The 26,371-nt window shown below is 65.5% G+C and carries 25 protein-coding genes and 1 pseudogene; 7 read left to right on the forward strand and 19 right to left on the reverse strand.

All coding sequences use genetic code 11. The features are described from left to right. From dmpG to MWU77_RS04235, 3 genes are read right to left on the reverse strand one after another with little or no spacing between them, the layout of a single operon-like run. Positions 1-1,029: a 4-hydroxy-2-oxovalerate aldolase gene (gene dmpG, locus MWU77_RS04225; protein WP_247273015.1), complete on the reverse strand. Its 1,029-nt coding sequence runs from the start codon at positions 1,027-1,029 to the stop codon at positions 1-3. Further along, positions 1,029-1,970, reverse strand: a complete 942-nt coding sequence (locus MWU77_RS04230) for an acetaldehyde dehydrogenase (acetylating) (protein ID WP_247273016.1) — start codon at positions 1,968-1,970, stop codon at positions 1,029-1,031. The genes dmpG and MWU77_RS04230 overlap by 1 nt, the downstream gene beginning before the upstream one ends. Continuing rightward, positions 1,967-2,791, reverse strand: coding sequence for a 2-keto-4-pentenoate hydratase (locus MWU77_RS04235; RefSeq protein ID WP_247273017.1), 825 nt, complete (start codon positions 2,789-2,791; stop codon positions 1,967-1,969). Before MWU77_RS04235 ends, MWU77_RS04230 begins: the two co-directional genes overlap by 4 nt. A 36-nt stretch (positions 2,792-2,827) precedes the next feature. Here MWU77_RS04235 and MWU77_RS04240 point away from each other — a divergent pair, with 36 nt between their 5' ends. The 3 genes from MWU77_RS04240 (at position 2,828) to MWU77_RS04250 (ending at position 5,419) form a co-directional block, all read left to right on the forward strand. Further along, entirely contained in the window at positions 2,828-3,616 is a 789-nt protein-coding gene (locus MWU77_RS04240) for an IclR family transcriptional regulator (RefSeq protein WP_247273018.1), read from the forward strand. Between the two features lie 85 nt (positions 3,617-3,701). Continuing rightward, positions 3,702-4,061: a PadR family transcriptional regulator gene (locus MWU77_RS04245; protein WP_247273019.1), complete on the forward strand. Its 360-nt coding sequence runs from the start codon at positions 3,702-3,704 to the stop codon at positions 4,059-4,061. Beyond that, positions 4,061-5,419: a permease prefix domain 1-containing protein gene (locus MWU77_RS04250; RefSeq protein WP_247273062.1), complete on the forward strand. Its 1,359-nt coding sequence runs from the start codon at positions 4,061-4,063 to the stop codon at positions 5,417-5,419. Before MWU77_RS04245 ends, MWU77_RS04250 begins: the two co-directional genes overlap by 1 nt. Positions 5,420-5,428: 9 nt before the next feature. Here the strand turns inward: MWU77_RS04250 and MWU77_RS04255 are convergent, their stop codons facing one another. From MWU77_RS04255 to MWU77_RS04270, 4 genes are read right to left on the reverse strand one after another with little or no spacing between them, the layout of a single operon-like run. Continuing rightward, positions 5,429-6,559: a DUF3322 domain-containing protein gene (locus MWU77_RS04255; RefSeq protein ID WP_374229802.1), complete on the reverse strand. Its 1,131-nt coding sequence runs from the start codon at positions 6,557-6,559 to the stop codon at positions 5,429-5,431. Beyond that, complete coding sequence (locus MWU77_RS04260) at positions 6,556-9,864, reverse strand: ATP-binding protein (protein WP_247273021.1); 3,309 nt, start codon at positions 9,862-9,864, stop codon at positions 6,556-6,558. Before MWU77_RS04260 ends, MWU77_RS04255 begins: the two co-directional genes overlap by 4 nt. Continuing rightward, positions 9,861-10,457, reverse strand: coding sequence for a DUF4194 domain-containing protein (locus MWU77_RS04265; RefSeq protein ID WP_247273022.1), 597 nt, complete (start codon positions 10,455-10,457; stop codon positions 9,861-9,863). The genes MWU77_RS04260 and MWU77_RS04265 overlap by 4 nt, the downstream gene beginning before the upstream one ends. Next, positions 10,454-11,926, reverse strand: a complete 1,473-nt coding sequence (locus MWU77_RS04270; protein ID WP_247273023.1) for a DUF3375 domain-containing protein — start codon at positions 11,924-11,926, stop codon at positions 10,454-10,456. Before MWU77_RS04270 ends, MWU77_RS04265 begins: the two co-directional genes overlap by 4 nt. 155 nt (positions 11,927-12,081) lie before the next feature. On the opposite strand from MWU77_RS04270, the gene MWU77_RS04275 reads away from it, so the two are divergent. Next, on the forward strand, positions 12,082-13,128 hold the full coding sequence (locus MWU77_RS04275; protein ID WP_169687938.1) for a zinc-dependent alcohol dehydrogenase family protein: 1,047 nt from the start codon (positions 12,082-12,084) through the stop codon (positions 13,126-13,128). On the opposite strand, the gene MWU77_RS04280 is transcribed toward MWU77_RS04275, so the two are convergent. The 9 genes from MWU77_RS04280 to MWU77_RS04320 all read right to left on the reverse strand — a co-directional run bounded on the left by MWU77_RS04280 (position 13,112) and on the right by MWU77_RS04320 (position 21,843). Continuing rightward, positions 13,112-14,650, reverse strand: a complete 1,539-nt coding sequence (locus MWU77_RS04280; RefSeq protein WP_169687499.1) for a hypothetical protein — start codon at positions 14,648-14,650, stop codon at positions 13,112-13,114. The genes MWU77_RS04275 and MWU77_RS04280 overlap by 17 nt on opposite strands. 55 nt (positions 14,651-14,705) lie before the next feature. Continuing rightward, the gene (locus tag MWU77_RS04285) at positions 14,706-15,620 is read right to left on the reverse strand and encodes a type IV toxin-antitoxin system AbiEi family antitoxin domain-containing protein (protein ID WP_169687498.1); all 915 of its coding nucleotides are present in this window, start codon (positions 15,618-15,620) and stop codon (positions 14,706-14,708) included. 91 nt (positions 15,621-15,711) lie between these two features. After that, positions 15,712-16,482, reverse strand: a complete 771-nt coding sequence (locus MWU77_RS04290; protein WP_247273024.1) for a hypothetical protein — start codon at positions 16,480-16,482, stop codon at positions 15,712-15,714. A 76-nt stretch (positions 16,483-16,558) separates the two neighbouring features. Beyond that, positions 16,559-16,894: a hypothetical protein gene (locus tag MWU77_RS04295; RefSeq protein ID WP_247273025.1), complete on the reverse strand. Its 336-nt coding sequence runs from the start codon at positions 16,892-16,894 to the stop codon at positions 16,559-16,561. A gap of 36 nt (positions 16,895-16,930) precedes the next feature. Further along, entirely contained in the window at positions 16,931-17,527 is a 597-nt protein-coding gene (locus MWU77_RS04300; protein WP_247273026.1) for a DUF3558 domain-containing protein, read from the reverse strand. Between the two features lie 135 nt (positions 17,528-17,662). Continuing rightward, positions 17,663-18,610, reverse strand: a complete 948-nt coding sequence (locus MWU77_RS04305; protein ID WP_247273063.1) for an exodeoxyribonuclease III — start codon at positions 18,608-18,610, stop codon at positions 17,663-17,665. Between the two features lie 2 nt (positions 18,611-18,612). After that, positions 18,613-20,835, reverse strand: coding sequence for a glycoside hydrolase family 3 C-terminal domain-containing protein (locus MWU77_RS04310; protein ID WP_247273027.1), 2,223 nt, complete (start codon positions 20,833-20,835; stop codon positions 18,613-18,615). Between the two features lie 49 nt (positions 20,836-20,884). After that, on the reverse strand, positions 20,885-21,268 hold the full coding sequence (locus MWU77_RS04315) for a RidA family protein (RefSeq protein ID WP_247273028.1): 384 nt from the start codon (positions 21,266-21,268) through the stop codon (positions 20,885-20,887). After that, positions 21,265-21,843: a DinB family protein gene (locus tag MWU77_RS04320; protein ID WP_247273029.1), complete on the reverse strand. Its 579-nt coding sequence runs from the start codon at positions 21,841-21,843 to the stop codon at positions 21,265-21,267. The genes MWU77_RS04315 and MWU77_RS04320 overlap by 4 nt, the downstream gene beginning before the upstream one ends. Before the next feature lie 62 nt (positions 21,844-21,905). On the opposite strand from MWU77_RS04320, the gene MWU77_RS04325 reads away from it, so the two are divergent. Beyond that, positions 21,906-22,844, forward strand: a complete 939-nt coding sequence (locus tag MWU77_RS04325; protein ID WP_247273030.1) for a YafY family protein — start codon at positions 21,906-21,908, stop codon at positions 22,842-22,844. Between the two features lie 412 nt (positions 22,845-23,256). On the opposite strand, the gene MWU77_RS24625 is transcribed toward MWU77_RS04325, so the two are convergent. After that, positions 23,257-23,379, reverse strand: a complete 123-nt coding sequence (locus MWU77_RS24625; RefSeq protein WP_277351996.1) for a hypothetical protein — start codon at positions 23,377-23,379, stop codon at positions 23,257-23,259. A gap of 528 nt (positions 23,380-23,907) precedes the next feature. On the opposite strand from MWU77_RS24625, the gene MWU77_RS04335 reads away from it, so the two are divergent. Beyond that, the gene (locus tag MWU77_RS04335) at positions 23,908-24,768 is read left to right on the forward strand and encodes a TauD/TfdA family dioxygenase (RefSeq protein ID WP_247273031.1); all 861 of its coding nucleotides are present in this window, start codon (positions 23,908-23,910) and stop codon (positions 24,766-24,768) included. Continuing rightward, positions 24,765-25,517, forward strand: a complete 753-nt coding sequence (locus MWU77_RS04340) for an SDR family NAD(P)-dependent oxidoreductase (RefSeq protein ID WP_247273032.1) — start codon at positions 24,765-24,767, stop codon at positions 25,515-25,517. The genes MWU77_RS04335 and MWU77_RS04340 overlap by 4 nt, the downstream gene beginning before the upstream one ends. 108 nt (positions 25,518-25,625) lie before the next feature. Here the strand turns inward: MWU77_RS04340 and MWU77_RS25085 are convergent, their stop codons facing one another. Together MWU77_RS25085 and MWU77_RS24915 are read right to left on the reverse strand one after the other, a co-directional pair. After that, on the reverse strand, positions 25,626-25,862 hold the full coding sequence (locus MWU77_RS25085) for a hypothetical protein (protein WP_247273064.1): 237 nt from the start codon (positions 25,860-25,862) through the stop codon (positions 25,626-25,628). Between the two features lie 183 nt (positions 25,863-26,045). Next, a pseudogene (locus MWU77_RS24915) lies at positions 26,046-26,371 on the reverse strand (DUF3558 domain-containing protein); the annotation flags it as partial.

Consider the following 26,371-nt stretch of genomic DNA (forward strand, 5'->3'; position numbering starts at 1 on the left):
TCAGGCGGACGCGGCCTCGCGCTCGGCGACGAGGTTGAGCGCGATGTCGACGATCATGTCTTCCTGACCGCCGACCAGTTTGCGCTTGCCCGCTTCGAGGAGCAGCGTGCGCACGTCGATGTCGTAGCGTGCCGACGCCGCCTCCGCGTGACGCAGGAAGCTCGAGTACACGCCGGCGTAACCGAGGGTGAGGGTTTCACGGTCGACGCGCACCGGGCGGTCCTGCAGCGGACGGACGATGTCGTCGGCTGCGTCCTGCAGTTTGAACACGTCGCAGCCGTGCTTCCACTCGTACAGGTCTGCGACCGCGATGAACGCCTCGATCGGGCAGTTGCCCGCACCGGCGCCGTGCCCGGCGAGCGACGCATCGACGCGGTAGACGCCCTCCTCCACCGCGATGACACTGTTCGCCACCGACAGCGACAGATTCTCGTGGGCGTGGATACCGATCTCGGTGCCCTCGTTCAGGATCTCGCGGTAGGCGCGGACGCGGTCGCGCACACCACCGAGGGTGAGGCGTCCTCCGGAATCGGTGACGTAGACGCAGTGTGCGCCATACGATTCCATCAGCTTGGCCTGCTTGGCGAGCTCCTCGGCCGGGGCCATATGGCTCATCATCAGGAAGCCCGAGACATCCATGCCGATCTCGCGGGCGGTCGCGATGTGCTGTGCGGAGACGTCGGCCTCCGTGCAGTGCGTCGCGATGCGCACCGAGCGGACACCGAGATCCCAGGCGCGCTGCAGATCGTGGACGGTACCGACACCGGGCAGCAGCAGAGTGGTCAGGCGGGCGTTCTGCAGCACCTCGGCTGCGGCCTCGATCCACTCCCAGTCGGTGTTCGAGCCCGGGCCGTAGTTCACGGAACCACCGGCGAGCCCGTCGCCGTGAGCGACCTCGATGGCATCGACGCCGGCGTCCTCGAGAGCGGAAACGATGCGCTTGACGTCGGCGGGGGTGATCCGGTGACGCACTGCGTGCATGCCGTCGCGGAGTGTGACGTCCTGAACGAAGACGGTGGTGTTGCTCATCAGGCGTTGTCCTTCTTCTGTGCGATCCGCTCAGCGATCTGGAGTCCGGCGGAGGTCATGATGTCCAGGTTTCCTGCGTAGGCGGGCAGGTAGTGGGCAGCGCCCTCGACCTCGAGGAAGATCGAGACCTGGTGGGTCGGGCGGTTGCCATCGGCGAGCAGCGTCTCGACCGGCTGATCCTCGGGGATCTCGGTGATCTGCACCTGCTGCTTGAGGCGGTAGCCCGGCACATACGCCGCGACGTCGCCGACCATCTTCTCGATCGACTGACGGATCTCGTCATGGGTGGCCGGATCCGGTGCGTCGACGAGGCAGAACACCGTGTCGCGCATGATCAGCGGCGGCTCGGCCGGGTTCAGGATGATGATGGCCTTGCCGCGACGAGCGCCGCCGACCGTCTCGATTGCAGACGACGTGGTCTCGGTGAACTCGTCGATGTTCGCGCGGGTACCGGGTCCGGCCGACTTCGACGCGATCGATGCGACGATCTCGGCATACGCGACCGGCACGACGCGGGACACGGCCGCGACCATCGGGATGGTGGCCTGACCGCCGCACGTCACCATGTTCACGTTCTGCGCGTCGAGGTGCTCGTCGCCGTTGACGGCGGGAACCACGAACGGGCCGATCGCGGCGGGTGTGAGGTCGATCAGACGCTTACCCAGCGGTGCGAGACGCTCGTTGTTCGCGATGTGTGCTTTCGCGGAGGTCGCGTCGAACACGATCTCGATTTCGTCGAAGTTCGGCAGGTTCACCAGGCCTTCGACGCCCTCTGCCGTGGTGGGCACCTTCAGGCGCGCGGCGCGGGCGAGTCCGTCGGACTCGGGGTCGATGCCGACCATGGCACCCATTTCGAGAATCTCGGAGGTGCGCAGCACCTTGATCATGAGATCGGTGCCGATGTTGCCCGATCCGATGATCGCAACCTTGGTCTTGCTCATGCTTGCTTTCCTTCCACGAAACGGGCTGTCACGGTGCCCAGGCCGGACACGGTGACGGAGACGGTGCTGCCTGCGGAGACGGATGCCATCGGGCCGAGAGCGCCCGAGAGGATCACCTGGCCGGCCTTCAGGGGCTGACCGAGTTCGCGGGCGGTCTGTGCGAGCCAGACCACGGCTTGAATCGGGTCGCCGAGGCAGGCGGCACCGTTGCCGGTGGAGACCTCGGTGCCGTCGATCTCCATCGACATGGTGACCTCGACGGGTTCGACCTCGTCGAGGGTGCGGCGCTCGGTGCCGAGAACGTATACGCCGGACGAGGCGTTGTCGGCGACGGTGTCGCCGAACTTGATGTCCCAGTTGGCGATCCGGCTGTCGCAGATCTCGAGGGCGGCGACGGCGTACTCGATGGCCCCCCGCACCTGGGCGGTGTCGAGCGGGCCGTCGATCAGGTCGGCGCCGAGCACGAACCCGACCTCCCCCTCGACCTTCGGCTGGATCAACAGATCCATCGGAATGTCGGCACCGTTGTCGAACGCCATGTTGTCGAACAGCACACCGAGGTCGGGCTGGTCGACCCCGAGCTGTTCCTGAACGGCCTTCGAGGTCAGGCCGATCTTGCGGCCCACGACGACGGCGCCGGCCTGCGTGCGGCCTTCGTTGAAACGCTGCTGCACTGCGTAGGCCGCGACGAGATCGCTCTCGCCGATCAGGTCGCGGATCGGAGCGGTCGGTGTGCCGCTCGCGGCGGCGGACACGAGGCGGTCCGCTGCGGCGGCGATGTCCGCCTCGCTGACCGCGGTGGTGTTCGTGGGGTTGCTCATGACCTCTACTGTCCTGCTTCGGGGGCCCGGGCAACAATGGTTCGTCTCACTGAGCGATACGCTGTTTTCGTGACAGCGAATCTGGACACGGTGCTCGGCAAGGCAGTGACGATCCTTCGTGCCTTCCGCCCCGACGACAATGTGCTCTCGCTGGCCGAGATCGTCCGGCGCACTGGACTCCACAAGGCGACCGTGCACCGTCTCGCCGGGGAACTTGTCGCGAACCGATTGCTCGATCGGGTCGACGGCGGATACCGCCTCAGCGGGGGATTGTTCGAACTGGGGATGCGGGCCTCCGTCGAGCGCAGCCTGCTCGAGATGGCGATGCCGTTCCTGCAGGATCTCTACGAACGCACTCACGAAACCGTGCATCTGGGGGTGCGCGACGGACTCGACGTCGTCTACGTGGTGAAGCTGGGCGGCCACCGTCAGGCGAAGTCGCCGTCGCGGACCGGTGGCCGAAATCCGTGGTACTGCACCGCAATCGGCAAAGCATTGCTGGCCCATGCGGACGCCGAACTCGTCCACGAAGCACTGACGATGCCCAAGGTCCGGCGCACGCCGCACACGATCGTCGCCCCGGGCATTCTGCGTATGCAACTCGAACGGGTCGTCGAGACGGGTGTCGCATTCGAGCGGGAGGAATCGGCGCTGGGCATCACATGTGTGGCGGCGCCGGTGTTCGGAATCGACGACGAAGTCGTTGCGGCGATCAGCGTCACCGGCCCCACCGGTCGATTCACTCCCGAAGCCCACGTCGCCGCGGTGCGCGCGGCAGCGGAAGGGCTGCGCAGCACCGTCGGGCGACGTGAACGGTTGCGCTGACCGAATCCCCTGACGCCTCGAGGCTCTATGTACATAGGTCTGCTAGGGTCAGCCCATGCCTAGATGAGCTAGGTATAGGAGGGTCATGTTCATCGAGAAGGACCTCGTGGCTGCGTCGGCCACGCCCCTGGTGCTCGGGATTCTCGCCGAGGGTGAGTCGTACGGCTACGCGATCATCAAACGCGTCAACGAACTGTCGGACGGTCGCATGCAATGGACCGACGGCATGCTCTACCCGCTGCTGCATCGGCTCGAACGCGCCGGCTGTATCTCGGCGTCCTGGCATACCGCAGAGAACGGTCGCCGACGGAAGCACTACACGATCACCGACGCAGGCAGGAACATGCTCGCGGAACGTGCCGCACAGTGGACGGTCGTCGCTGATGCCCTGCACCGGGTGTGGGACTCCGCCGTGCTGCCACCGGCCGCAGAAGGATGGGCGTGATGGACATCGACGCGCAGCTCGAATCTCAGATCGCGCAGTGGCGAGGATATGTCTCGGGGCATCGGGTGATCTCTATATCCGATGTCGACGAATTGGAAGAGCATCTGCGAGAGCAGGTTTCGGATCTGTCGACCGCGGGACTCACGTCGAGCGAAGCATTTCTCGTCGCTGTGGGGCGGATGGGCAGCGTCGACGACATCTCCCGGGAGTTCGCACGAGAACACTCCGACCGGTTGTGGAAACAACTCGTGCTGGTCTCGGCCGATTCACACGACGGCGGCAGGCGCAGGCCCAGTGAACTCGGCGTGGTTCTCGCCCTCGCCGTCGCAGCAGGACTGGTCGTCAAGGCCGGGGCCGAATGGCTTCCCGAACAGGTGCTCATGCGCACCCTGAGCGTTCTGGTGCTGCCGTTCCTCGTTGCATACTTCGCGTGGAAGCGGAACATGACCGTTCCGGGTATTGCGGCACTGGCAGCGCCGTTCGTGGCGACTGCACTGGTGTTGAACGTCTACCCGTTCGACCATGGTGGAGACACCGAGATCATTGCGGCGATTCACGCCCCGATCGTGTTGTGGCTCGTGGTCGGTGCGGCGTACGCCGGCGGTGATTGGCGTTCGGATCGCCGACGCATGGACTTCGTCCGGTTCACCGGCGAATGGATCGTCTACATGGTGTTGCTCGCGCTCGGTGGGGGAGCGCTCATGGGCCTGACCGCAGGAACGTTCGCGGCGCTGGACATCGACATCGAGTGGTTCTTCGAAGCGTGGGTCCTCCCGTTCGCGCCGGTGGGCGCGATGGTGGTGGCAGCGTGGCTCGTCGAGGCGAAACAAGCGGTGATCGAGAACATCGCGCCCGTGCTCACCCGTGTCTTCACGCCGCTGACGATCCTCATGCTGCTCGCGTTGTTCGCAGCATTCGTCGTCGCGTTCGCTTCGTCTCAGAGCGTTCTCGACGTCGACCGGGACCTGCTCATCCTGATGGACCTGATCCTCGTCCTCGTTCTGGGATTGCTGCTGTATGCCATCTCCGCTCGCGATCCCCACGCGGCGCCCGATGTGTTCGACGTGGCTCAGATGGTCCTCGTGGTGGCTGCGCTGGCCGTCAACGTACTGATGCTCGTCGCCATGCTCACGCGCATCGTGGAGTTCGGCTTCACCGCGAACAAGGGAGTCGCGCTCGGATTGAATCTGGTCCTGCTCGTCAACCTGTCCTGGGCGGCGTGGCTGGGCATCCGCTTCATCCGTGGGCGGTGCGGATTCGGTGCTGTCGAACGGTGGCAGATGCAATATCTGCCCGTATACGGAGCATGGGCTGCGCTGGTGGTCGTTGCGATCCCACCCTTGTTCGGTTTCGTATGACCCGGACCGTCAGAGTGCAACCAGGTACTCGACCACGTACGGCCATGGGAGGCGCTCCTGCTCGATCCTCAGCCTGCCCGATTGCACCCGCGCGAGCGCGTTGTGTTCGTGTTCGGTCAGATGCTGCGGGATATGGGTCGCCGGTGACGATTCCGGCACTGCGAGTTCGCCCCAGCGTTCGATCGTCGACGAATCCATCAGCAGACTGCGCACGTGCGGCAGATGTTGTCGGAAGCGATCGAGTATCGCGAAGCCGTGGGTGTCGAGATCACCCCAATACACCACGTCCGAGGCCGCGAGCCACGGCACGGTGGCCAGTTCGTGCACCGAATACCCGCCTCCGTGCACTGCCACCGTGGACGGCAGGTGGGGCAGGGCGTGCAGGCCTTCCTTGTTTTCCAGCACCAACGTGGTCGAAGGCTTCAAGGGAAGCGAAGACAACTCGTCGATCGACGTCGCGAAGATTCGGGGAGCAGACGGCAGCAGCGACCGGTCACACACTGCCACGTCGCACATCCGGGGCAGTGCCCGCACCCCGAGGTCGCGATCGCCGCGCACACCCTCGAGCAACGCCTCGACCGTGCCGCGATGGCGCGACACCCATTTCGTGTCGACTCCGGGAATCGGCAACTGACGAATGAACATGCCTGACCCGGGATTGTCCGAGAACCACCGTACGACCGCAACGAGCCGTGCGAAGTTCTCCTCGTCCAACTCCAGCCACTTCGAGTGCGTCGAGGCGATCGCAGTAGCGAGCGTCGAGGTGCCCGGTGCGAGCGCCTCAGCCAGATGTTGTCGCCGTGCGGTGACGGTACGCCACTCGAGTGTGCGTCCGGCGGCCTCTGCGATCTCGGAGGCACCACGCAACACGAGGCGAACCGGTACCTCCTGGCGACCGAAGCTCCGCCATCGACGCAGCTCCCACTCGACGGTGCCGGGTCCGGGATACGCATGCCACGAGCGGACCCATGCCACGACAGCGTCGGGATCGTTCGCGACAGCAGCTTCGGCCGGTGGGTGCAATGCGATCGACAAGCTATCCGGTCCACCGAGTTCCGGCTCTGCAACCCATCTTCCACGCCGGTGAGCGTAGGTGGTCCGGGCCTTACCGGCCACAGCGGACGGCGGCACGCACTTCACGGCTGAGCCTCGCCGGCGTCGTGGATCGGTAGCAAGGCCAACTGCGAATACTTCTTGTCGCGGATGCTCACTGTCGCGACACCGTCGACGTAGTCGTCGAGTGTCTGCAGAAGCTTCAGCGGTGTCGCGAGCACCATGTGGAACCCGAACTGTGTGAACACATCCAAAGCGCGCCGCGTGTACGCCGGGTCGGCGCGGTCGAACGCCTCGTCGAGGATCACCGTGCCGTACCGTGGCAACTCCGCGCCGGCCGGGGCCAGCTGGTACCGCAGCGCCGCTGCAAGGCAGAAGAACACCAACTTCTGGGCTTGCCCACCGGACAACCCCGAACTCGAATCGTGATAGTTGGTGTCGTTGCCCTCGAGGTCGACCTCGACGCCGATGAACCCGACGTGCAGGCGGGTGTCGAGCACGAGGCGTCTCCACCGCACGTCCGCGGGCTCCCCGGAGTCGAGACGCTCGAGAACAGCCGCCATCCGTTCGAAACGCCGCTCGGCGTCGGTGCGGTCTTCTTCCTTCCACGACCCGCTCATCAGCGAGACGAGTTCGGCGAGGAACTCGGATGCGGTGGCCGACCGGCGGTCCTTCACATCGATCCGCAGTATCCGATCGGTGTCGAACGGCGAGTGCCGCAGTGATTCGTTGACCGGATCGATACGCGACCGGATCTCACCCGGCGCACGCTGGATCGCCCGCGTGAGCTCACCGATGTTGCGGTGCGACTGATCGCTGAGCAGTCGGAAGAATTCGTCCTCGTAGGCGGGCAGACCGTCGGTGCGCAGCCGCGAGAGCACCGCCAGCGCCTCGTCGACGAACTCGGCGTCCGCGCGCATCTCGGCGCGTCGCGCCTCCCATTCGGCGAGATACGCGGTGAGGATGCGGGTGATGTCCCGCTCGGCGTCGCTGATCGCGCCGGCCGCACGCCGCTGCTCGTCTCCGATGGCCTTCCCCACAGTGTGCAGGGCACGGTCGATGTTGTCGTGGGTGACGCGGCGCGCCACCGCCTGGAAACGGTCGCGAATGCGCCTGGCCACTTCTGCGGGTGCATCGACGACCACTTCCGCGCGGACCTCGTCGAGCCGCGCGGTGAGCGCGGTGAGCTCGTTCCGATGTGACTCGAGCGCAGACCGAGCCGCCACCTGAGCGTCCTGCGCACCCTGCGCCTCGGTCTCGGCGCGTTCGAGAGCAGCGGTGAGGACCGAATACTCGGTGTTGCCGCGCAGCCACTCCTGCAGACGTTCGTCGATCGTCGCGAGGCTCGCGTCCGCGGTGGCGATATCGACGTCTGCCCACGCAGTATCGTGCACCGTGCCTGCCGCGTGGCGGCGCTGCTGGATCACCGTGTCGTCGTGCTCGAACCGGTCGCGGCGCCTCGCGAGCTCCCCGACCTCCGATTCGACGGCGACGATGCGGTCGCGCAACGCCACGAGCTTCGCCTCGTTGTCGAAACCGAGCACCCAGCGGCTCCGGTCGTCGACCCGGAACCGGTCGTCCTTCTCGAACCGGTCGCCACCGTGTTTGACCTGGCCCGCGCGGGTGACACCGCGCGTGACTCGCCGCAGATCGTCGGCGGTGTCGACACATGCGTAGTCGAACCGGTCGGCCAGATGATGTCGGATCCACGTCGTGAACGAACCGGCCTGCACGTCGAGTTTGCGAACGAGCGACTCGTTCGACGTACTCGGCGCATCCTTCGGTGTCGCGCCGAGACGCACCCGCCGATACACCAGCCGCGTACCGAGATGCTGTGCGTCGATCGCGGCTGCGACCCGCGGATGTAGCTCGTCGGGCACGAGGAGGGTGCGGCCGAACCCCCCGAGTACTCGCTCGATCGCCCCGGTCCATTCGGCGTGTTCCGGAAGTACCTCGATCGTCTCACCTGCGAACGGAAGTGTATCTTCGGTCAGTCCTGCGGCAGCGCAGATCAATTCGCGAGCACGGAGCAATTGGGTGTCGAGATTCGACCGGCGCTTCGCGAGGGTCTCTCGGTCGGCGACGAGCGTACGGAGCAGCGCTTGACGTTCGGAGACGTCGGCGATAGCGGAATGCAGCTGCGTGCGGCGCTCGTCGGCGCGGGCGTCGAGATCGCGCAGCTCGGTGTCGATCTGGGCGCGGAGGTGTGCGAATTCGTCGGCGGTCGCCGGTGTCTGCGCATCCCACATTTTGAGCGCGTGTTCGAGAGTTCGGAGTTGCCGAGCGACCCGGTCGCGTGTGTCCTCGGCGGTGTTGCGTCGCAGCCGGAGTGTGGCGAGTTGGCCGTCTCCGGCGCCTTCGAGCCGTGCCCTGAGCGCCACGGTGTGTTCGGAGGCGCGTGTCGCCTCGTCGGCCGTCTTGTCGGCCGCGGCCTCGAGCAAGGCGGTCTGTGCGGCCGCCTCCTCGACGCGTTCGGTGAGCAGTCGCACGGTCATCTCGGTGTGCACGGCGTCGAGGTGATCGGCTTCGTCCTGCAGGTCGCGCTGTTTGTGCAGACCGAGTGTGCGGGTGTCGGCGAGGGCGACGAGCGGATCGAGCGTCTCGACCTGGCGTCGCGCGTCGATCACCACACGGTGGGCCTCGTTCAGATCGCGGAACTGCTCGGTGGCGCGCCGCGCGATGTCGAACGTGCCGGGTTCGTCGAGCATGTAGTCGCGCAGGAGCTGGTCGAGGCTGCCCAGACTCTTCGCCGACAGCGTGCGGTGGAGCAGATGCTGCGCGGCCTCCGACGAGATTCCGAGCTTGTTGCGGAAAGCGCGTGCGAACGGCGAGTAGCTCGGGTTGACGGTGGCGTCGGGCCAGTTCTTGCGGATCGCTCGGGTATTGATGCCGCGGGAGACGAACGGTTCGAACTCGGTGAGGCCGACGTCGGTATCGAGGATGAGATGCAGTACCGACACGTCGCTGTTCGTGTTCGCTCCGCGCTTGAGATGCATGAGTTTGATCAGGGTGACCGGCGAGGTGTCGTCGCCGGTGCGGTAGGTGAGAGCGACGGCGCTCCACGTTGCGCCCGTCCGCAGGTAGGACGACGTGAGCGCGTCGGTGTCGGCGTCGGCCTCACGTCGCCATGCACCGCGGATGTAGCTGACGAAGTTGCGGCCCGCGCCGGTCGTCGACTCCTGTGCAGCTGCGTTGAATCTGACGCTGCCACCGGGCATCAGCACCGTGGAGATCGCATCGATGAGTGTCGACTTTCCCGACCCTGACGCACCTGTGATCAGGAAACCTTTGCGTGCCACGGGGACATCGTGGAATCCGTGGAGGGTTCCCCAGTTGACGACCTGGACGCGCGCGAGCCGGAACTGTGCCGGATGGATCGGTGACGTACTCACCTCGGGTTCTCCTCGAGGATGCTACGGAACTCCGCCTCCACTGCGGCGACCTGGTCGGCGTCGAACAATTGCCGCAGCACCGGCGAGACCTCCATTCGGCCCTCGGTGGTCGTGGGAACCAGCAGCGAGTACTCCTTGAGTTTGGTCCACGACGAGTTGACGCGTTTGCGGAAACCCGCGGGATCGGTGCTCGTCGCTGCCCGATACACCTCGAGTTGTTCGCCGACCTCGTCGAAGCCCACGATGACGCGTTCGCCGGGTTGCGCACGCAGCAACCGGTGCCGCAACGCGAGGATCATCACGGTGTCCATGAACGTGAGGCGCTGGGTGCGCAGTACCCTCGGCGTCTTGTGATCGCCGGTGTCCGCCGGCCGGGTGAATGCGAGAAGTTCGTCCTCGTCGACGACGAGGTCGAGGAACACGTCGGCGAGGCGCGAGCGAAGCACCTTTTCGTCTCGGATGACGGTGCGCCACACTTCGGGATGCTTGTCGGCGGTGATCAACGGCCCCTTCAGCAACTGCACGAGTGCCCGTCGTGTGTCGAGGCCCAGCTCGCCGGTGTCGCCCGGGTACAGGCCTGCGGTGTCGGTCATGAGGATTCCTCGGTGGAGAATACTGGGTCGGTGGGGTCGTAGCGGCGCCGACGGACCATCGCGACACGGAGCCGACCGTCCGGTGCTGTCCACCCGATGTCCTCGATGCCGTCGACGAGGTGTCCGTGCTCGGCTGCGAGCACGAGTAGCCCGACAGCGCTGGCGAGGCCCTGCGTGGCGGGGTGGTCTCGAAGGACGTCGGCGATCGTTGCGCTGCCTCGCACACGCAACGTGGAGGTGATGTTGTCGGCGAGTTCGTCCATGTCGATCTCTGATTCGCGGACGATCCGCCGGAGGTCGGCGAGGTCGACTTCGCCGATCTCGTTCGCCTGCACCGGTTCGGTGACGAGATCGTCGGCGGGATTGTGCAGGTGCAGCGCCGCTACGGAATCGATGGACATACCGATCCGAACCAGTTCCACATCGAGAACGTCGTACGGTCTGCGCAGCGGCGCGGCTTTCACTGCCTGCTGCTGAGCGGACCGCAGGAGCCGCTGCAGACGACGGTGCTCCTCGTAGTGCCGCGACTGCACGAAATGCCGCAGAGACCGCGACAGCGACGTCATGGTCGCGTGAACCTCGCTGCCCGATCGCTCCATCTCGGTGAGCAACGCGCGGAACCGGCGCCGCTGGTCGGGATCGAGGTCGTACGAGAAGGACCGCTGAAGCACCGTCTCGATCCACTCGTCGATCTGCGACGACCGTTCGGGGTCGATGATCATGTCGTAGAAATTGGTGAAGCTCCTGCCGGCGTCGGAGCTGCCGATCAGGTCGACCCCGCGAAATACCTCGCCGAGCGTGTTGCCGCGATCGCCGTCGTCGTCGAGGATGCGAGCGCGGAGCTCGCGGTTGAGTGCCTCGAGTTCAGCGCGAACCCGGGCGAAATCGCCGGGGATCTCCCCGGCCAACGCGAGAATCTCGCGAATCCGCTCGACAGCCCGAGTCTCGTCGAGGACCGAGAAGTCCCCCGATTCGACGGCCGCGATCTCACGGTCCAGCGCGTCGCGTTCGGCGCGCAACGCCGCGAGCCGGGTTTCGCTGCGTGGATCGGAGTCGCGGGCGAGATCGCGGAGTTGGCCCGCAAGTGTGGTGAGGCGGGATTCGGTGACGGAACTGGTGGCACTCGTCAGGCCCGCAACGAACGTGAGCGCGGCGAACGTCGACTCGCTGGGCTCGAGGGTTTCCTCCCGTGACTCCGTATCTGCGCGGCGGAGCAGGTACCCGGCACGCACCCAATCGGCGCAGTAGGCCTGCCCGGTGCGGGGCACGTCGAACCCTTCGTCGCGCATCGACTGCAGGTCGGCGTCGAGCAACGCGAACAGTTCGGGCGCCGGAAGCCGCCGTGTGCCGTGATCGAAATACGCACCCAACAGAGACAGCACCAGCGCCGCATTGTCGGCACGCAGCAGCGCCCACGCCGAGTGCTCACGTTGCAGGCGGTTGAGTCGGTGTAGGTCGGCTGTGGCCACAAAGGTTCCTCTCGGCGGTCGCGCCCATGTTGGCACAGCTCACCGACACATGCGGGTGGGATCGCACGGTTCGGGACCAACGGCGGTATCGCGCCGGTCGATTCCGTGCAACGCTTGTCCGCGGACCGGAGACCTACTCGGCGGAGGGCCGATACATGAAGGCACTGGTGTTCCACGGACCGGGCAAGCGAGTCTGGGAAGACGTCCCCGACCCACACCTCCAAGACCCGACCGACGCGATCGTGCGCGTCGATGCTGTCACCATCTGCGGAACCGACCTGCACATTCTCGGTGGCGACGTCCCCGAGGTGACGGACGGCCGCATCCTCGGCCACGAAGCCGTCGGTACGGTCGTCGAGGTAGGCCCCGGCGTGCAGACCCTGTCACCCGGCGACCGGGTACTGGTCTCGTGCGTCACCGCGTGCGGACGTTGCCGCTACTGCCGCGACACTAGCTACGGCCAGTGCCTGGGCGGTGGCGGCTGGATACTCGGGCATCTCATCGACGGCACCCAGGCCGAGCAGGTGCGCGTGCCGTTCGCCGACAACTCCACCCACCGCGTTCCCGACGGGGTGAGCGACGAACAGATGCTCATGCTCGCCGACATCCTTCCGACCTCCTACGAGGTCGGGGTGCTGAACGGACGGGTGAAACCGGCGGACATCGTCGTCATCATCGGCGCCGGACCCATCGGGCTCGCCGCGATCCTCGCGGCAAAGCTGATGAGTCCCAGTCACATTGTCGCCGTCGACCTCGCCGACAGCAGACTCGACGCGGCGAAGGCGTTCGGCGCCGACGTCGTCGTCAACAGCGGTCGCGACGACGTCGCCGCGATCGTCCGCGACCTCACCGGAGGTCTCGGTGCCGATGTCACCATGGAAGCCGTCGGGATCCCGGCCACGTTCGAGCAGGCGGTCGCGCTGGTGCGGCCCGGTGGGCACGTCGCCAACATCGGGGTGCACGGAAAGCCCGCGACCCTGCATCTCGAGGACATCTGGATCAAGAACCTCACCATCACCACGGGCCTTGTCGACACTTACTCGACACCGACCCTGATCGGTCTGGTGGACAGTGGCAGGCTCGACACGTCGTCGATGATCACGCACCGCTTCGTGCTGGATCAGTTCGAGGAGGCCTACGACGTGTTCTCCCGTGCCGGTGAGACCGGTGCGCTCAAGGTGTTGCTCACGGCCTCGTCGTAGCGGGTTCGCTTGCCATGTCGGCGTGGGGTGCGGTCGGCGGTCCGAACGAGTGCGCGAGCACCGCACCCCAGTCGCGCCAGACCGGGCACGGTGGGGGCGCCCGGTGGTTCAAGAACCGGATTGCGGCGTCCTCGAACTGCGGCGACTTCGGCAGGTACGGGTGCGCGACCCGTGCAGGGCACCCATCGCGTTCGACGTCCAAGTGCCAACCGTGAGGCATGAGCGGCAGGTCGGTGGTCGACGTCAACGACAACGCACGGGCTTCCATCTGTTGCGCGAAGATCGACTCTGCAGCCCCCGGCGTCGCCAGCAGGTCGCGGGCAGCAGGAGAGTCCGGGTCGAAGTTGAAGTCGACGAGGTCGGTGATCGGTGCGGCCCAGCGCAGCAGATCCCCGAGTACTGCTTTCGGCGCGCGCAACCCCGGCGGCGGATAGCCGAGCGGTGTACTCGCAAACGGTCCCACGAGCAGAAGTCCATCCACCTCGACCCGTCCAGCCGCGACGGCATCCCACACCACCCACGCCGCATGCGAATGCGCTGCGACGACGAGGGGTCGTGGCAGCGGTTCGGCCTGCTCGACGAACAGGTCGACCTGCTGTGCGAACGCCACCTGGGTGTCGTCCGGCTCATACGGTGCGCCCGTCCGGATCGGGCACGTCGCGTCGCGTTGCGGTTGTCCGTCACCCGGCCCGGCATACGAGAAGTAATACACCTGATCGCAGGTGAATCCGAGCCGATGGACGTCCGTCGCGTGGATCGCACCACGCCCGGATTTCGAGTTGATGCCCGACAGAATCAGCAACGACCCGGCCTGCCTCGGACCCGGCTCCGGTGTGTCGTAGCTGCGGGTGGCGACGAAGACGGTCCACGACGCCGCGAACACCGCGACGGTTGCCGCGAGCGCCACGAGAGGCCGGCGAACCGGTGGACGCTCCATCATGCGTATCGCGATGCCTGTGACCAGTGCAGAGACAGGCACCAGCGGGATCGCCGACCACGTGTCGGCGACTGCTCCGAGCAGGACGATCGCCGCGCCGTACGGAATCATCACCTCGACCCGCAGTCCGCGTCGCCATGCCAGGGTCATCGACGACCGCAGGGTGTCGGCGCCCTGCCACGGCACCGGGCCGACGATCAGGACCATCGCCGCGATCAGGGTGACGGCAGGCCAGAAGATCCGCGAGTAGAGCACCGAGTACGACGCAGTGGCGGAGAACGCAGCGAGGGCGGTCGGTGCGAACGCGATCGCATAGAAGGCCATCGCGACACGCCAGCGGTGCATTCCGCCCATCAGCCACGCCAGCAGCGCGATCCTGCACGCACCGACAACCGTGAGCAGGAAGAGGAACTGGGGCCACGAATCGGTGGCCACGAGCAGCACCCGCAGATCAGCGAACATATCCAGAGGAGGCAACGCCACCAGGTGCACCAGACCCGGCCAGGTGGGGATCACTCCCGTCCAGGCCAGGAGCACGACCAGCACCGTGGTCGCCGCGAACGGCCACCACCGCGTGCGAATCATTCTCGTATCCATCGGGTTCCCGTCGCCCCCTCGACTGTAGGCCGAAACGGTGGCGTCAGTGCGCTCGATCGAGTGCCCACATCCGGTGCCGCGCGACTGCGCGCTCGAACCGCCGCGCAACCACCTCGAAGTTCTTCAGCTCCTCCGGATCCCAGCGGACGACCTCGAGACCCAGGTCGCGCAGCCCGTCCTCCCAGCGCCTCTCGTCGATGAGGTCTTGTGGCTCGGTGAACTTCTCGTGGCCGTCGAACTCTCCGACAACCCCGAGGTCTTCCCAGTAGAAATCGACCCGAACACGTCGACCGTCGACAGTGACGAGTTCGCGTTGGAGGTCGGGGGCGGGCAGGCCGTACTCGAGTATCCGGATCCTCGACAGCGACTCACCGACACTCTCGCTACGGCCGTCGAGGAACTGCAACACCGACGACGCCGACACCAGCCCGTAGCGACAGCGGGATGCCTCGAGCACACGGGGTATCTGTGTTGCTGCGCTCGGGTCGGAACGCAAAGCCGCATCTCCGACGGCGATGGCCTGGTCGCGGGGGAGAGTCCGGGCGAGGTCGACGACGGTGCGAGCAACCGACGTCACCGGAACGCCGAGCACCTGCGTGATCTCTCCATCGTCCCAGTTCGTGGTGTGTGCGTGCAGACCGGACGTCACACGGCCACTGCGGCTGGGAGGACGCGAGACGTGGACGCGGCGCAGCGGCACGTCCCACACGTCGATGCCGTGGAGTACCGCGGCCGAGATGTGGCTGATCGCCTCGTCGGTGTCCAGGCCGGAAGCGATGTGTCGCGCGTGCACGCGGTGACGTCCGACCGGTCCGAGCGCATCGAAGTCCTTGCGCCACAGATACAGTCCGTGAGCGATGCCGGCGAGCTCGCCCGAGCGCAACGCCTTACTGATGTGGTGCTCGGACATACCCGACGCGGCGAGTGATTTCCTGGTGAGTCCCCGTGGTTCGTACATGAGCGGATACTCCCGCTCGACGAGCCGCGTGTGGCATCGAAAGTCGCGTTGTGGCCGAATCTGTGGATGAAATGTGCGCCTGTGGACAACTTCAGAACAGGCGCGGGGTCGCGTGCGAGCCGTCGCGCACCTCGGCCATGCGGGCATCCCACCGTTCGACGAGCCACATCTCCACCAGCTCCGGCCGAGTCCTGATCTTTTCGGCCCACCCGCTGAGGAGCCCCACGTAGCGGAAATATCGGCGCAACGTGAAATCGGCGACCGCCGGATCCTCCAACCAGCCCTCGTGCACAAGTGTCGACACACCGTGCTGATCGAGCAACTGCGCGGGACCGGCATCGGTATGGACATCGACGGCCCACAGATATGTTGCGAACAGCGGAACCCCCACGCCGGGGGTGTCGGGCCATCCCAACCACGTGAGTCGGGAGTTGTCGGGCAGCGACTTCGTCTTCGCGCAGTAATCGAGGACGCCTTTGATCTTGCCGAGGGGGTCGCGTCCGGACGGCGCGTGGGCGTCGAAGACATTCGGGAACCGGCGCGCCGAGCGTCGGCGGGGGTGCGCGCTGCGCCAGGCCGCGCACAGGAACAGCAGCCCCAGACCGTCGTGATCGGTCTGGACGAGCTCGCTGCCCAGACGAAGGTCGTTGCGGGGGACGACGGCCTTGCCGCTGGTGACGACGCGCCCATCGAGATTGCGTCCGCGCAGCCGAATGTCGTGTCCGGCGTCCTTGAGATGGTCGTTCCACCACTTCAGATCGACGGTCACCCCGTCATCGAGGACCTGCAGGTCGTACATGCGAAGGCGACACCAGTCGGCACAGGCTGTCGGGGGCTCGAACCCTTCGTCGTACGCATGCATGCAGGTCAGCCTGCCATGAGAATGTCATTGCCCCCGGTGATGACACGCGCGGCGTGATCGACCCGATGCCGTTCGGTCAGACGACGGAGCCGGGATCGATCGTCTGAAGCCGGCGGACCCAGTCGAACTCGGCCTCGAGGAACGCTTCGCCGCCGGTAGCGAAGGCGTCGCGCAGTTGTGTGAAGGCGTCGATGAATTGGTCGACCCGCTCTTGGGCCGATTCCGGGGTCCCGGCAGCTTTTCTGGCGTAGCCGGCGGCGAGTTGCTTTGCCGACTCGAACTCCCCGAAGCCTTGCGTGTCGGTGAGGTTCTTCGCGGTCTCCCTTGCCGCTTCCAGAGCCTCGATCGCCGTCTGGCAGATTGCGACGATCTCGTCGATGACATGCGGTTCGAGTCGGACGAACTCGCCCATGCAGGATTCCTCTCCAGAGTGGTGGAACAGAGTCGATTATTGGGCGATGAACGGTTCGAGCATGGCCATCGTCTCTTCGAGGCCTGTGCACCATTCGTCGATCGGCACGTCGCGGACGTGGTCGGCGTAATAGGTCCGTCTGAATATCACGATGCCGAAGTCGGTTCGCACGGTTATCGCACAGCTGTCAGTGTTGCTCGGGTCGAGTTGTAGCAGGGCGTCGCGCCCATTGACGCTGATGTGAGTGGAGATGTTGCCGTCCTTCTCCAGTTCCTCTTCCAATGTGACGTTTCCTGCCAGGACGCTGAGGCGGTAGTGCCGTAGGACATCAGGGATGTGGAACGTGCCCGTGAAGCCGCAGCCGAGGAAGCTGTAGGACTCCATCGGATACTCCGAGGGACGCTTCGACCTGGGGTCGTATTGCGCTTCGACGAGCACGTCGTCGGGGAGGTCGAGGCAGGGATCGAAAGTGATCGCCGGCCGGCCGGATTCGTCGACGACGCGGGGCGTGCGCGTCGTCGAGGTGACGGTGTCGGCTGCGCTCGGCGGATCGTCAGGTGGTGCGTCGGTCCCGCATGCCGTTGTCGCCGCGATGAGAGCGATGCTCCCCGCGACACGTTTCCACCCGCCCACGCGACCCCCCGATCCGCTGAGTATCCGGAGAGACGATAGCAGGTCGGGCTCCGAGCACGTGGGTCACCGAGGTTCGCAATGCACACGTGAGGTTCGCAACCCCAGTGGTGAACCACCAGGTTTGCGAACGTCAATTCAGCGTTGCGTACCTCTCCTGCTGTCCAACACTGCGAGATCGTAATCGACGACGACAGGTGCGTGATCGCTGATCCGGCGATCGGGGGCCGGATCACGATCGGTGCCAGCAGACATTGCGGAACGCGCGAGCGCGGGCGTGGCGAGGTGGTAGTCGATACGCCAGCCGACGTCGTTCGCGAAGGACTGCCCGAGCCACGACCACCACGAATACGGACCGTCCACTTCTGGGTGGTGACTGCGCACGACGTCCACAAGAGTGCGGGGAGACACGATCGAGTCGAACCACTCTCGTTCCTCGGGAAGGAAACCCTCGGCCTGATTGCTGCGCCGCCAGTTCCGGACGTCGTACCGGGTGTGCGCGATGTTGAGGTCGCCCATCAACAGGAACTCGCGACCTCGGGCGCGCGCCGTGCGCCGTGATCTCGTGAGCTGACGGGCGAACACGTCGAGGAAGCGCATCTTGCGGTCGTAACGCGCACCACCGTCCGGTGCCTCCCGCATCCGTCCGGGTTTCTGCAGGTGGGCGGGCAGTCCGCCTTTCGGTAGATACAGCGACGCCACCGTGATGGGTGCGTCCGTGAGGTCGACCTCGACGTATCTTCCCTGGTCGGCGAACTCACGCAGACCGCGGGCAAGGGGCGTGGGTTCCACGTCGACGGTCTCGATGTGGTCGTCGCCGGGATGTCGTAAGAGCGCTGTGCCGCTCCAGGTGCGCACCGCGCTCGGTTCCTTGCGGGTCAGAATTGCGACGCCGTTACGACCAGGCAGTGTCCCCTCGTCGTAGGTGACGTGGTGGTCGCCGAACACGCCGTCCGGAATCGCCGATGCGGGGGCGCGGAGTTCCTGCAATGCCACCACGTCGGGTTCCCGGTCGCGCAGCCACTTCTCGAACCCGCGCCGCTGTGCCGCGCGAATGCCATTGATATTGAATGTTGCGATGCGCATCGTCATTTCGACTTGCCGTTCACGACATCCAGCTGCTGTCGGATCTCCTCGCGGTCGATCCCGAAGTTCCCGAAGCTGAGGATTCGCTCGAGAGGCATGGACGCAGCCATTTCCAGTACCGCAGGGTCGAGGGCGGGCGTGTCACCGTCGGCGGTTGCGAAGAGTGTCGAAAGCACCTCTGCAGCTGCAGGGTTGGCGAGGATTTCGCCGATCGACGATTCCAGCGTCAAGGGGATGGACACGTCGTCACCGTCGATGTCCACGGTGCACGTGGCTCTGATGTCGCGACTCGAAGCACCGATCTCGACGCGGTACGTGCCACCTTCGACCACCCATTGATCGACGCGGGTATCCCAGTACGCGAGGTCTGTGCGGCGAACAGCTATCTCGACCTTTCGTGATTCTCCGGCATCGAGGTGCACCTTCGCGAATCCCTTCAACTCACGGGGCGCGCGGGCTACGGCGGAGTCGGGCATCCCGATGTACACCTGCACTACGTCGGAACCCGACCGTTCGCCGGTGTTGGTGACGGTCACGGTCACGAGCACATCGTCACCGACCGACACTGATACGTCGGAGTAGTCGAACGTCGTGTACGAGAGTCCGTGTCCGAAGGGAAACGACACATCGGTTCCTCGGGCGTCGACACCGCGGTATCCGACGAACAGTCCTTCGCCGTAGCGGACGTGTCCGTGCTCGCCGGGGAAATCGGTGTACGACGGGGTGTCCTCGAGTCGCACGGGGATCGTCTCGGCGAGCCGGCCCGCAGGATCGGCCACCCCGAACAGCACGTCGGCGATCGCACCGCCACCGGCCTGACCGAGCAGCCAGCCCTCGATGATCGCGGGTACGCGATCGGCGAAACCGGACAAGCGCACGACACCGCCGTTCGACAGCACGACCACGGTGTTCGGATTCGCCGCGGCCACGGCGTCGAGCAGCTCGGTCTGTTCCGAGGGCAGTTCGAGATCGGTGCGGTCGAAACCTTCGGATTCGAGCGCGGCGGGTACACCGACGAACACCACGGCAACGTCGGAGGCACGCGCCGCATCGGTCGCGGCGGCGCGCAACTCGTCGGTGGTCTTGCCGTCGTCGAGATAGCCGGGAGCGAACGCGACATCCACCGAGGCCAACGCCTGGATCTCGTCGAGCGCGTTGTCGAGGCGAGTCGGATTGATCCGTGACGAACCGGCACCCTGATAACGCGGAGTGCGAGCCAACTCACCGATCACGGCAACCCTCGTGTCGGCGGCAAGCGGCAGGACTCCGTCGTTCTTCAACAGCACCACGCACTCCGCAGCGACCCGGCGGGCGAGCGCGTGGTGCTCGTCGGCATCGAATACGGCATCGGGGTCGACCACGGACTTGCCGACCAGGTCGACCACCCGCCCGGCAGCAACGTCGACCACCGACGCGTCGAGCGACCCGGCCTTCACCGCGTCGAGGATCTCCTGATCGGTCCGTCCACCGGTCGAGGGCATCTCCAGGTCGAGGCCCGCTTCCAGCGCTGCGACCCGGTCGGATACGGCACCCCAGTCGCTGACGACGAGCCCGCCGAATCCCCACTCGCCTCGCAGGACATCGGTGAGCAACCAGCGGTTCTGAGACGAGTACACGCCGTTGATCCGGTTGTACGAGCACATCACCGTCCACGGTTGAGCGTCTTCGACCACGCGCTGGAACCCGCGCAGGTAGATCTCCCGAAGCGGACGCGGGTCGATATCCGCGGAGATCCGCATCCGGTCGGTCTCCTGATTGTTGGCTGCGAAATGCTTCAGCGACGCCCCGACGCCCTGTGATTGGATCCCGCGAACGAGTGCGGCGCCGAGCGCACCCGACAACAACGGGTCCTCGGACAGGTACTCGAAGTTGCGTCCACACAGCGGCGACCGTTTGATGTTGATACCCGGACCCAGCAGCACACTCACCTGCGCTGCACGAGCCTCGACGCCGAGCGCGACCCCGACCTGTTCGAGCAGCTCGGGGTCGAACGAGCATCCCATTGCCACGGCGGGCGGAAAGCAGGTGGCCGGCACCGAGTCGGTGAGACCGAGGTGATCGCCACCCTCGGTCTGCTTGCGGATGCCATGCGGACCGTCGGTCAGCATGATCGACGGAATGCCCACCCGCGACACGGGTTTCGTGAACCAGAAGTTCAGCCCGCTGGTCAGGCTCGCCTTTTCCTCGAGTGTCAATGTGGGAACGGACTTGGCGGGGTCGGTCATGCTGCTCCTCCGAAATCGGCGTCGGCAGCAGACTATCGCTCCGGGTGCTCTACTCGGGGACAACCGCGATCGCGTCGATCTCGACGAGCGCCCCAGGCCGGGCGTGCCCCGCAGTAGTGACGACGGTGATGGCCGTACGTCGATCACCCCACACCGACCTCGACGCCTGGTATCCGACCTGTGCATCTGCCCCGTCGACCATGTAGATGTTGAGCTTGACCACATGATCCGGGCCCGACCCCGCAGCGGCCAGCACAGCGAAGACGTTCTTCATAGCTTGCACGGTTTGCGCTTCGATGCCGTCGAGCATGGCTCCTGAGCTGTCGGTGCCGAGCTGACCGCCGACATAGACCGTCTTGCCGGCCGGTACGATCACGCCCTGAGCGAAAGCGGGGCTGTAGGCGAGCTCGTCGGGATCGACCAGTGTGATCATGATTTCTTACCTTCTCTCGGGGTGTGTGCGTACAGGTCGCGCAGGAGCGAGACCTCGGACAGGTGGTGGATCAGTTCGCGGTGGATGTGCAGGACGAGGTCGGCCACCGCGAGCTCGGGGTAGGGCTCCTTGTTGCCGACCGGGGCGGTCAGCTCGGTGTAGCTGAGGCCCCGCACGCCCTTCACCCACACGTCGAGCTGGGTTTCGAGCTGGTCGAGGGCGTCTTGTGCGGTGCCCGCATACTCCCAGGACTCGTATGACGCCGGAGGTGCGCCGAAATGCGATGCGTTGCGTCCGGCCAGCACACCGACGATCACGTGTCCGAGCCGCCACGCGATCGTGGTGAACGGTGCAGGGTCCGGCTGCGGGAAGGCGAAGTCGATGGTGAAATCGCCTGCGCCGGCCTGCAGGGGCGCGGTCGAGGCGCCCCGAGGCCAGACATTCCAGGGGTCCGGCACTGGAGACCAGAAGTACTCGTCGTCCGTGAGGCCCTGGAGTCGGGCGCGGATCTGATTGTTCCAGTGCCACTCCCACTGCTCGAGCAGAGAATTGTTCCAGTCGAATTCTGTAGCCATGGAGATACTGTGGCACCACAAGAGGACAGAACCGGTCCGCTGCATCTGGCACTCTGAAACTCATGGACGACACCACCGAGCGGGTACTGACTTTGCTCGGTCTGCTGCAACAGCGACAGGTCTGGACCGGCCCCGAGCTCGCTGATCGGCTCGGCGTCACGCCCCGCACCGTCCGGCGCGACGTCGAGCGGCTGCGCAACCTCGGATATCCGGTGCATGCCAGCAAGGGCATCGGTGGCGGCTACCAGCTCGGACCCGGTCAGGATCTGCCTCCGTTACTGCTCGACGACGAGGAAGCGATCGTCACCGCGGTCGCTCTGCTTGCCGGAGCAGGTGGCGCGATCGCGAGCGGCGGCGACGCGGCGCTCAGAGCCCTGACCAAGCTCGACCAGGTGCTTCCTGTCCGTTTGCGACACGAGGTGCGTGCGCTGTCGGTCTCGGTGGAGTCCTTCGGTGGAGGTCGCGACCCCGTCGACCCCGAGGCGCTCATGACACTCGCGCGGGCCTGCCGCGACGAGGTGGAGATCGGATTCGATTATCGCTCGACGCCGCGACGGATCGAGCCCTACCGCCTCGTCGCCTCCGATCGACGCTGGTATCTGCTCGCATACGACCTCGACCGCGACGACTGGCGTAGCTTCCGCGTCGACCGGATGTCCGCGGTGACGCTACGGACGTGGCGGTTCCGTCCGCGCGCAGCACCCGACGCGGCGACCTACGTGCAGGAAGGTGTCGCGAGTCGGGTGTATCGGCAGCAAGCGCGGTTCCTGGTCCGTGCACCGGCCGAGACGGTGCGCCGCCAGATCTCGGCGTCTGCGGCGGTGGTGAAACCTCGGGATCGTGACACCTGTGAACTGATCAGTGGTGCAGACAATCTCGATATCGTTCTGTGGCACGTGCTCACGTTGGGACACGAGTTCGACGTCCTCGAGCCTCCGGAACTCGCGGCACGGTGTGCTGAGCTGGGGGAGAGACTCACTGCCGCAGGGGTGCGTTCTTAGCTGTATCTGCCGGCGCGTTCAGCGACGATCGGCAGTAGCTCACCCGGACATATCGGAAGCAGGCGCAGTAGAGGTGCTCTCGGAGCGGTCAGTGGGTACCGCACATCAAAGTGCTTCGATCGGGAAGGTCCTGATGGATGTTGTGAGGAAGCTGCTCGACCCCGCCGGACGTACCTACACGGACGCCTCCGGAAGCACGCTGAAGGGCACTCCGAAGCTGCTTTTCCAGTTGCTGGTGCTCGCGTGAACTGGCCGACCGCGTCGAATCCGAGTACCGCAGCGACCGTCGAGGGCTCGCGAAACGAAGGTGAACATGTCGATTCTGTTCGACAACTTTACTCTGCTCGACAACTTCACAGAGGCAGGCTGGTGGGGGTGCAGGCGTCGTGGAAAAAGCGGGTGCAGTTCGATATCAGATTCTGCCGTGCCTGTGGCCGGACCGGTCGGTGGGTTGGTGGAGCGCGACCTGCATGACGGCGACGGAGCTGAGTCCTCCCAGGAGAATGAGCAGCAACAGGGCGACGTTGAGAGTCATCGGATCGTCCTTCCAGAGCGCAAACCATTCGGTGCGGGATGTGATGCATGTCACCAGATGGTGAGACCTTTCTACCGCACCGAGTCGGTCGGCGCTACTCGGACGGCTGCACGTCGGATTCGTTGGGGCCGAGGGCCCGCCGTGGACGCGGGGCCGAGGCGGGATCATCTTCTGCGACCCTCGCGTAGCCCGTCGTCGGAGCACGTGCCGACTGTCGTCGTTCAGGTCGTGTCCGTGCGCGGCCGTGAGCATCAGGTCGGCCGCCGGCAACCGGGATCGAGCGGTCGGTCCGGTTGTCCGTGACGATTCTCGTGTAATGCCGGCGGTCACAACCCGGCGACGATGCGAGTGCCACTGCCCGGCAGACGTGTTCATCGTGCTTGGAGACCCCACCCCGAGCACTGCGCCCCGGCATCAGCTGAAGCCGACCACATGGGTAGGATCGGCTCGATTACTGCGGTAGAGAAACCTGCCACCTTCGCGGCAGGTGAGGTGTGCCTGCATGCACCCTCGAGAAAGAGCCAGCCGATGCCCCAGAACTCCTCGCTTGACGATCTCGATGTGATCGCCAGAGTCGACGCCGTCGCGGCAGCTCTGGATGAGTTGCGAGGGCGCTTCGGCGCCGGACAGCCCACTACCACCGCGTTTCTCGAGCAGCTGTGTCGGTGGGCAGTCGATACGGTTCCCGGTGCTGACATGGCAGGTATCACGCTTGTTGATGCGGACGGCACCGCGACCACTCCCGCGTACACCGACCCGCGCGTGGTCGAGATCGGTGTCGACCAATACCGGACCGGTCAGGGGCCCTGCCTCGAGGCTGCCGCCACCCATACAGTTGTCCGGGTTCGATTCGACGAGCTTCCGGATTGCTGGCCCGCCTTTGCTGCCAAAGCGACGGTTCTGATGGCGCGGCAGGTGTCCGACGACGACACCGGCGACACCGAATTCGCGAACACCTACGCTGCATACGAGGAACTGCCGAGCGATGACAAGGCGGAGCTCGAGGGTGTGCGCGTCGTGCACAGCTTCGCGGCATCTCAGCTGCTCGTGTACCCCGATCCCGATCCGAAGGAACGGGCGGCGTGGGACCGCAATCCCTCGCGTGAGCACCCGCTGGTCTGGACCCGAGGGTCCGGGAAGAAGTCCATGGTGCTCGGGTCCACCGCCGAGCGGGTCGTCGGCAGATCGGAGGACGAAAGCAAAGAACTGCTGACGCGGCTTCTGGAGTGGTCGACGCAGGATCGCTTCACACTCCGGCGCAAGTGGCGGGTGGGCGACGTCGTCATCTGGGACAACACCGGCATGCTGCACCGCGCCTGCCCGTACGGAGAGCAGTCGGCACGTCTGATGCTCCGCACATCACTCGTCGGTGAGGAGGTCGTGCAATGACCACCAAGGTTGCACTCGTGACGGGTGGTGGTTCCGGCATCGGCCGGGCCATCTCGCACCGGCTCGCCGCGGATGGCTTTTCGGTGGCTGTCCTCGACCTGAATGCCGCATCGGCCAAGACGGTTGTGGAGGAAATTCTCGAGAAAGGCCACACTGCAGCAGCATTCGGTGACGTCGACGTGTCGGACCGATCTCAGGTGGACGCGGCTGTCGAAAGCGTGGGGGAAAGCCTCGGGTCGGTATCGGTTCTCGTCAACAACGCAGGTATCACCGGCTTCAAGAAGTTCGGACACATCACCGACGAAGTGTGGGAACGCACCCTCGCGATCAATCTGTCCGGCCCGTTCTACGCGTGCCAGGCCGTGGTGCCCGACATGACGAAGGCCGGGTGGGGGAGGATCGTCAACATCTCGTCGTCCAGCGCCCAAGGCGGCCAGCAGTTCATGACGCACTATGTGGCGTCGAAGGCCGGACTCGTCGGCTTCACGAAATCGCTCGCATTGGAGCTGGGCCCGGAAGGCATCACCGTCAACACCATCCCGCCCGGTTTCGTGGACACCCCGATGCTACGAGGCTCGGAACGTGATGGCCTGCTCGGTGGCAGCGTCGACGAACACGCCGACCGAACCCCCGTCCGGCGACCCGGCAAGCCCGAAGACATCGCGGCGGCGTGCTCATTTCTGTGTTCGGAGGAGGCCGGCTACATCACGGGCCAGGTCATCGGCGTGAACGGTGGTCGTAACACCTGATCTTCCGGATAGGTCTCAGCACAACATGATTCCCGCGACGGTTCCGGCTTCCCACAGCAGCAGTTGTTGCTGTGGGAAGCAGGCTTTCGCGCGGGAAGGGCGGGTCGGTTACGTGTCGACGTCGATCGACTGAAGCTGTCGTACCCAGTCGAATTCGGTGCCGAGGAACGCTTCGCCGCCTGAAGCGAATGCGTCGCGTAGTTGGGTGAGGGCGTCGATGAACTGCTCGACGCGCTCGCGGGCGGACTCGGGTGTGCCGGCGCCTTTCCAGGCGTAGCCGGCGGCGAGTTGCTTGGCGGACTCGAAGTCGCCGAAGTTGTGTCCGATGGCGAGATAGTCCGCAATTCTCGGTTCAACGCTTCAACAGGGGTTCAACAGAAGTGATGAAGCTCTCGAACCCTGAACACCACTTGTCTTGAGGTACTGGACCGGTGTGGTCCTTCTGATAAATCCTGCTGAAGATGACCACTCCGAAATCGGTTTGGAGCGCGTATCTGCACGTGTCAAGTGTGTTCGGGTCAACCTCGACTAGCGCGGACCGTCCATTGATTGTGGTTGCCGCCGCCACATGGCCGTTCTTCTCCAACCCTCGTCGAGGGAGACATTGCCGGCCATGACATTCAAGTCGTATCGAGCTAAGGCACCGGGCACACTGATGGTTCCCTCGTACGAGCACCCCAGAAACGTGTACGACCCCATCGGCATGTCCGCGAACTCTTTGTGTGCCGCGTCGTACCCTGCCGCGGTCATCACGTCGTCCGGGAGGTCGAGGCAGGGGTCGAAGGTGATGTCGGGGCGGCCGGAGTCGTCGACGATGCGCGGTGTGCGTGTTGTTGGTGCGGTGGCTACGGTGG

It is taken from the genome of Rhodococcus sp. F64268 (assembly GCF_023015605.1).
Taxonomy (GTDB): Bacteria; Actinomycetota; Actinomycetes; order Mycobacteriales; family Mycobacteriaceae; genus Rhodococcus.

Bases quoted from the DNA above. Each gene is read 5' to 3' on its own strand.
- dmpG (WP_247273015.1), bottom strand. From the start codon at position 1,029: ATGAGCAACACCACCGTCTTCGTTCAGGACGTCACACTCCGCGACGGC.
- MWU77_RS04230 (WP_247273016.1), bottom strand. From the start codon at position 1,970: ATGAGCAAGACCAAGGTTGCGATCATCGGATCGGGCAACATCGGCACC.
- MWU77_RS04235 (WP_247273017.1), bottom strand. From the start codon at position 2,791: ATGAGCAACCCCACGAACACCACCGCGGTCAGCGAGGCGGACATCGCC.
- MWU77_RS04240 (WP_247273018.1), top strand. From the start codon at position 2,828: ATGGTTCGTCTCACTGAGCGATACGCTGTTTTCGTGACAGCGAATCTG.
- MWU77_RS04245 (WP_247273019.1), top strand. From the start codon at position 3,702: ATGTTCATCGAGAAGGACCTCGTGGCTGCGTCGGCCACGCCCCTGGTG.
- MWU77_RS04250 (WP_247273062.1), top strand. From the start codon at position 4,061: ATGGACATCGACGCGCAGCTCGAATCTCAGATCGCGCAGTGGCGAGGA.
- MWU77_RS04265 (WP_247273022.1), bottom strand. From the start codon at position 10,457: ATGACCGACACCGCAGGCCTGTACCCGGGCGACACCGGCGAGCTGGGC.
- MWU77_RS04275 (WP_169687938.1), top strand. From the start codon at position 12,082: ATGAAGGCACTGGTGTTCCACGGACCGGGCAAGCGAGTCTGGGAAGAC.
- MWU77_RS04280 (WP_169687499.1), bottom strand. From the start codon at position 14,650: ATGATTCGCACGCGGTGGTGGCCGTTCGCGGCGACCACGGTGCTGGTC.
- MWU77_RS04285 (WP_169687498.1), bottom strand. From the start codon at position 15,620: ATGTACGAACCACGGGGACTCACCAGGAAATCACTCGCCGCGTCGGGT.
- MWU77_RS04290 (WP_247273024.1), bottom strand. From the start codon at position 16,482: ATGCATGCGTACGACGAAGGGTTCGAGCCCCCGACAGCCTGTGCCGAC.
- MWU77_RS04295 (WP_247273025.1), bottom strand. From the start codon at position 16,894: ATGGGCGAGTTCGTCCGACTCGAACCGCATGTCATCGACGAGATCGTC.
- MWU77_RS04305 (WP_247273063.1), bottom strand. From the start codon at position 18,610: ATGCGCATCGCAACATTCAATATCAATGGCATTCGCGCGGCACAGCGG.
- MWU77_RS04310 (WP_247273027.1), bottom strand. From the start codon at position 20,835: ATGACCGACCCCGCCAAGTCCGTTCCCACATTGACACTCGAGGAAAAG.
- MWU77_RS04315 (WP_247273028.1), bottom strand. From the start codon at position 21,268: ATGATCACACTGGTCGATCCCGACGAGCTCGCCTACAGCCCCGCTTTC.
- MWU77_RS04320 (WP_247273029.1), bottom strand. From the start codon at position 21,843: ATGGCTACAGAATTCGACTGGAACAATTCTCTGCTCGAGCAGTGGGAG.
- MWU77_RS04325 (WP_247273030.1), top strand. From the start codon at position 21,906: ATGGACGACACCACCGAGCGGGTACTGACTTTGCTCGGTCTGCTGCAA.
- MWU77_RS24625 (WP_277351996.1), bottom strand. From the start codon at position 23,379: ATGACTCTCAACGTCGCCCTGTTGCTGCTCATTCTCCTGGGAGGACTC.
- MWU77_RS04335 (WP_247273031.1), top strand. From the start codon at position 23,908: ATGCCCCAGAACTCCTCGCTTGACGATCTCGATGTGATCGCCAGAGTC.
- MWU77_RS04340 (WP_247273032.1), top strand. From the start codon at position 24,765: ATGACCACCAAGGTTGCACTCGTGACGGGTGGTGGTTCCGGCATCGGC.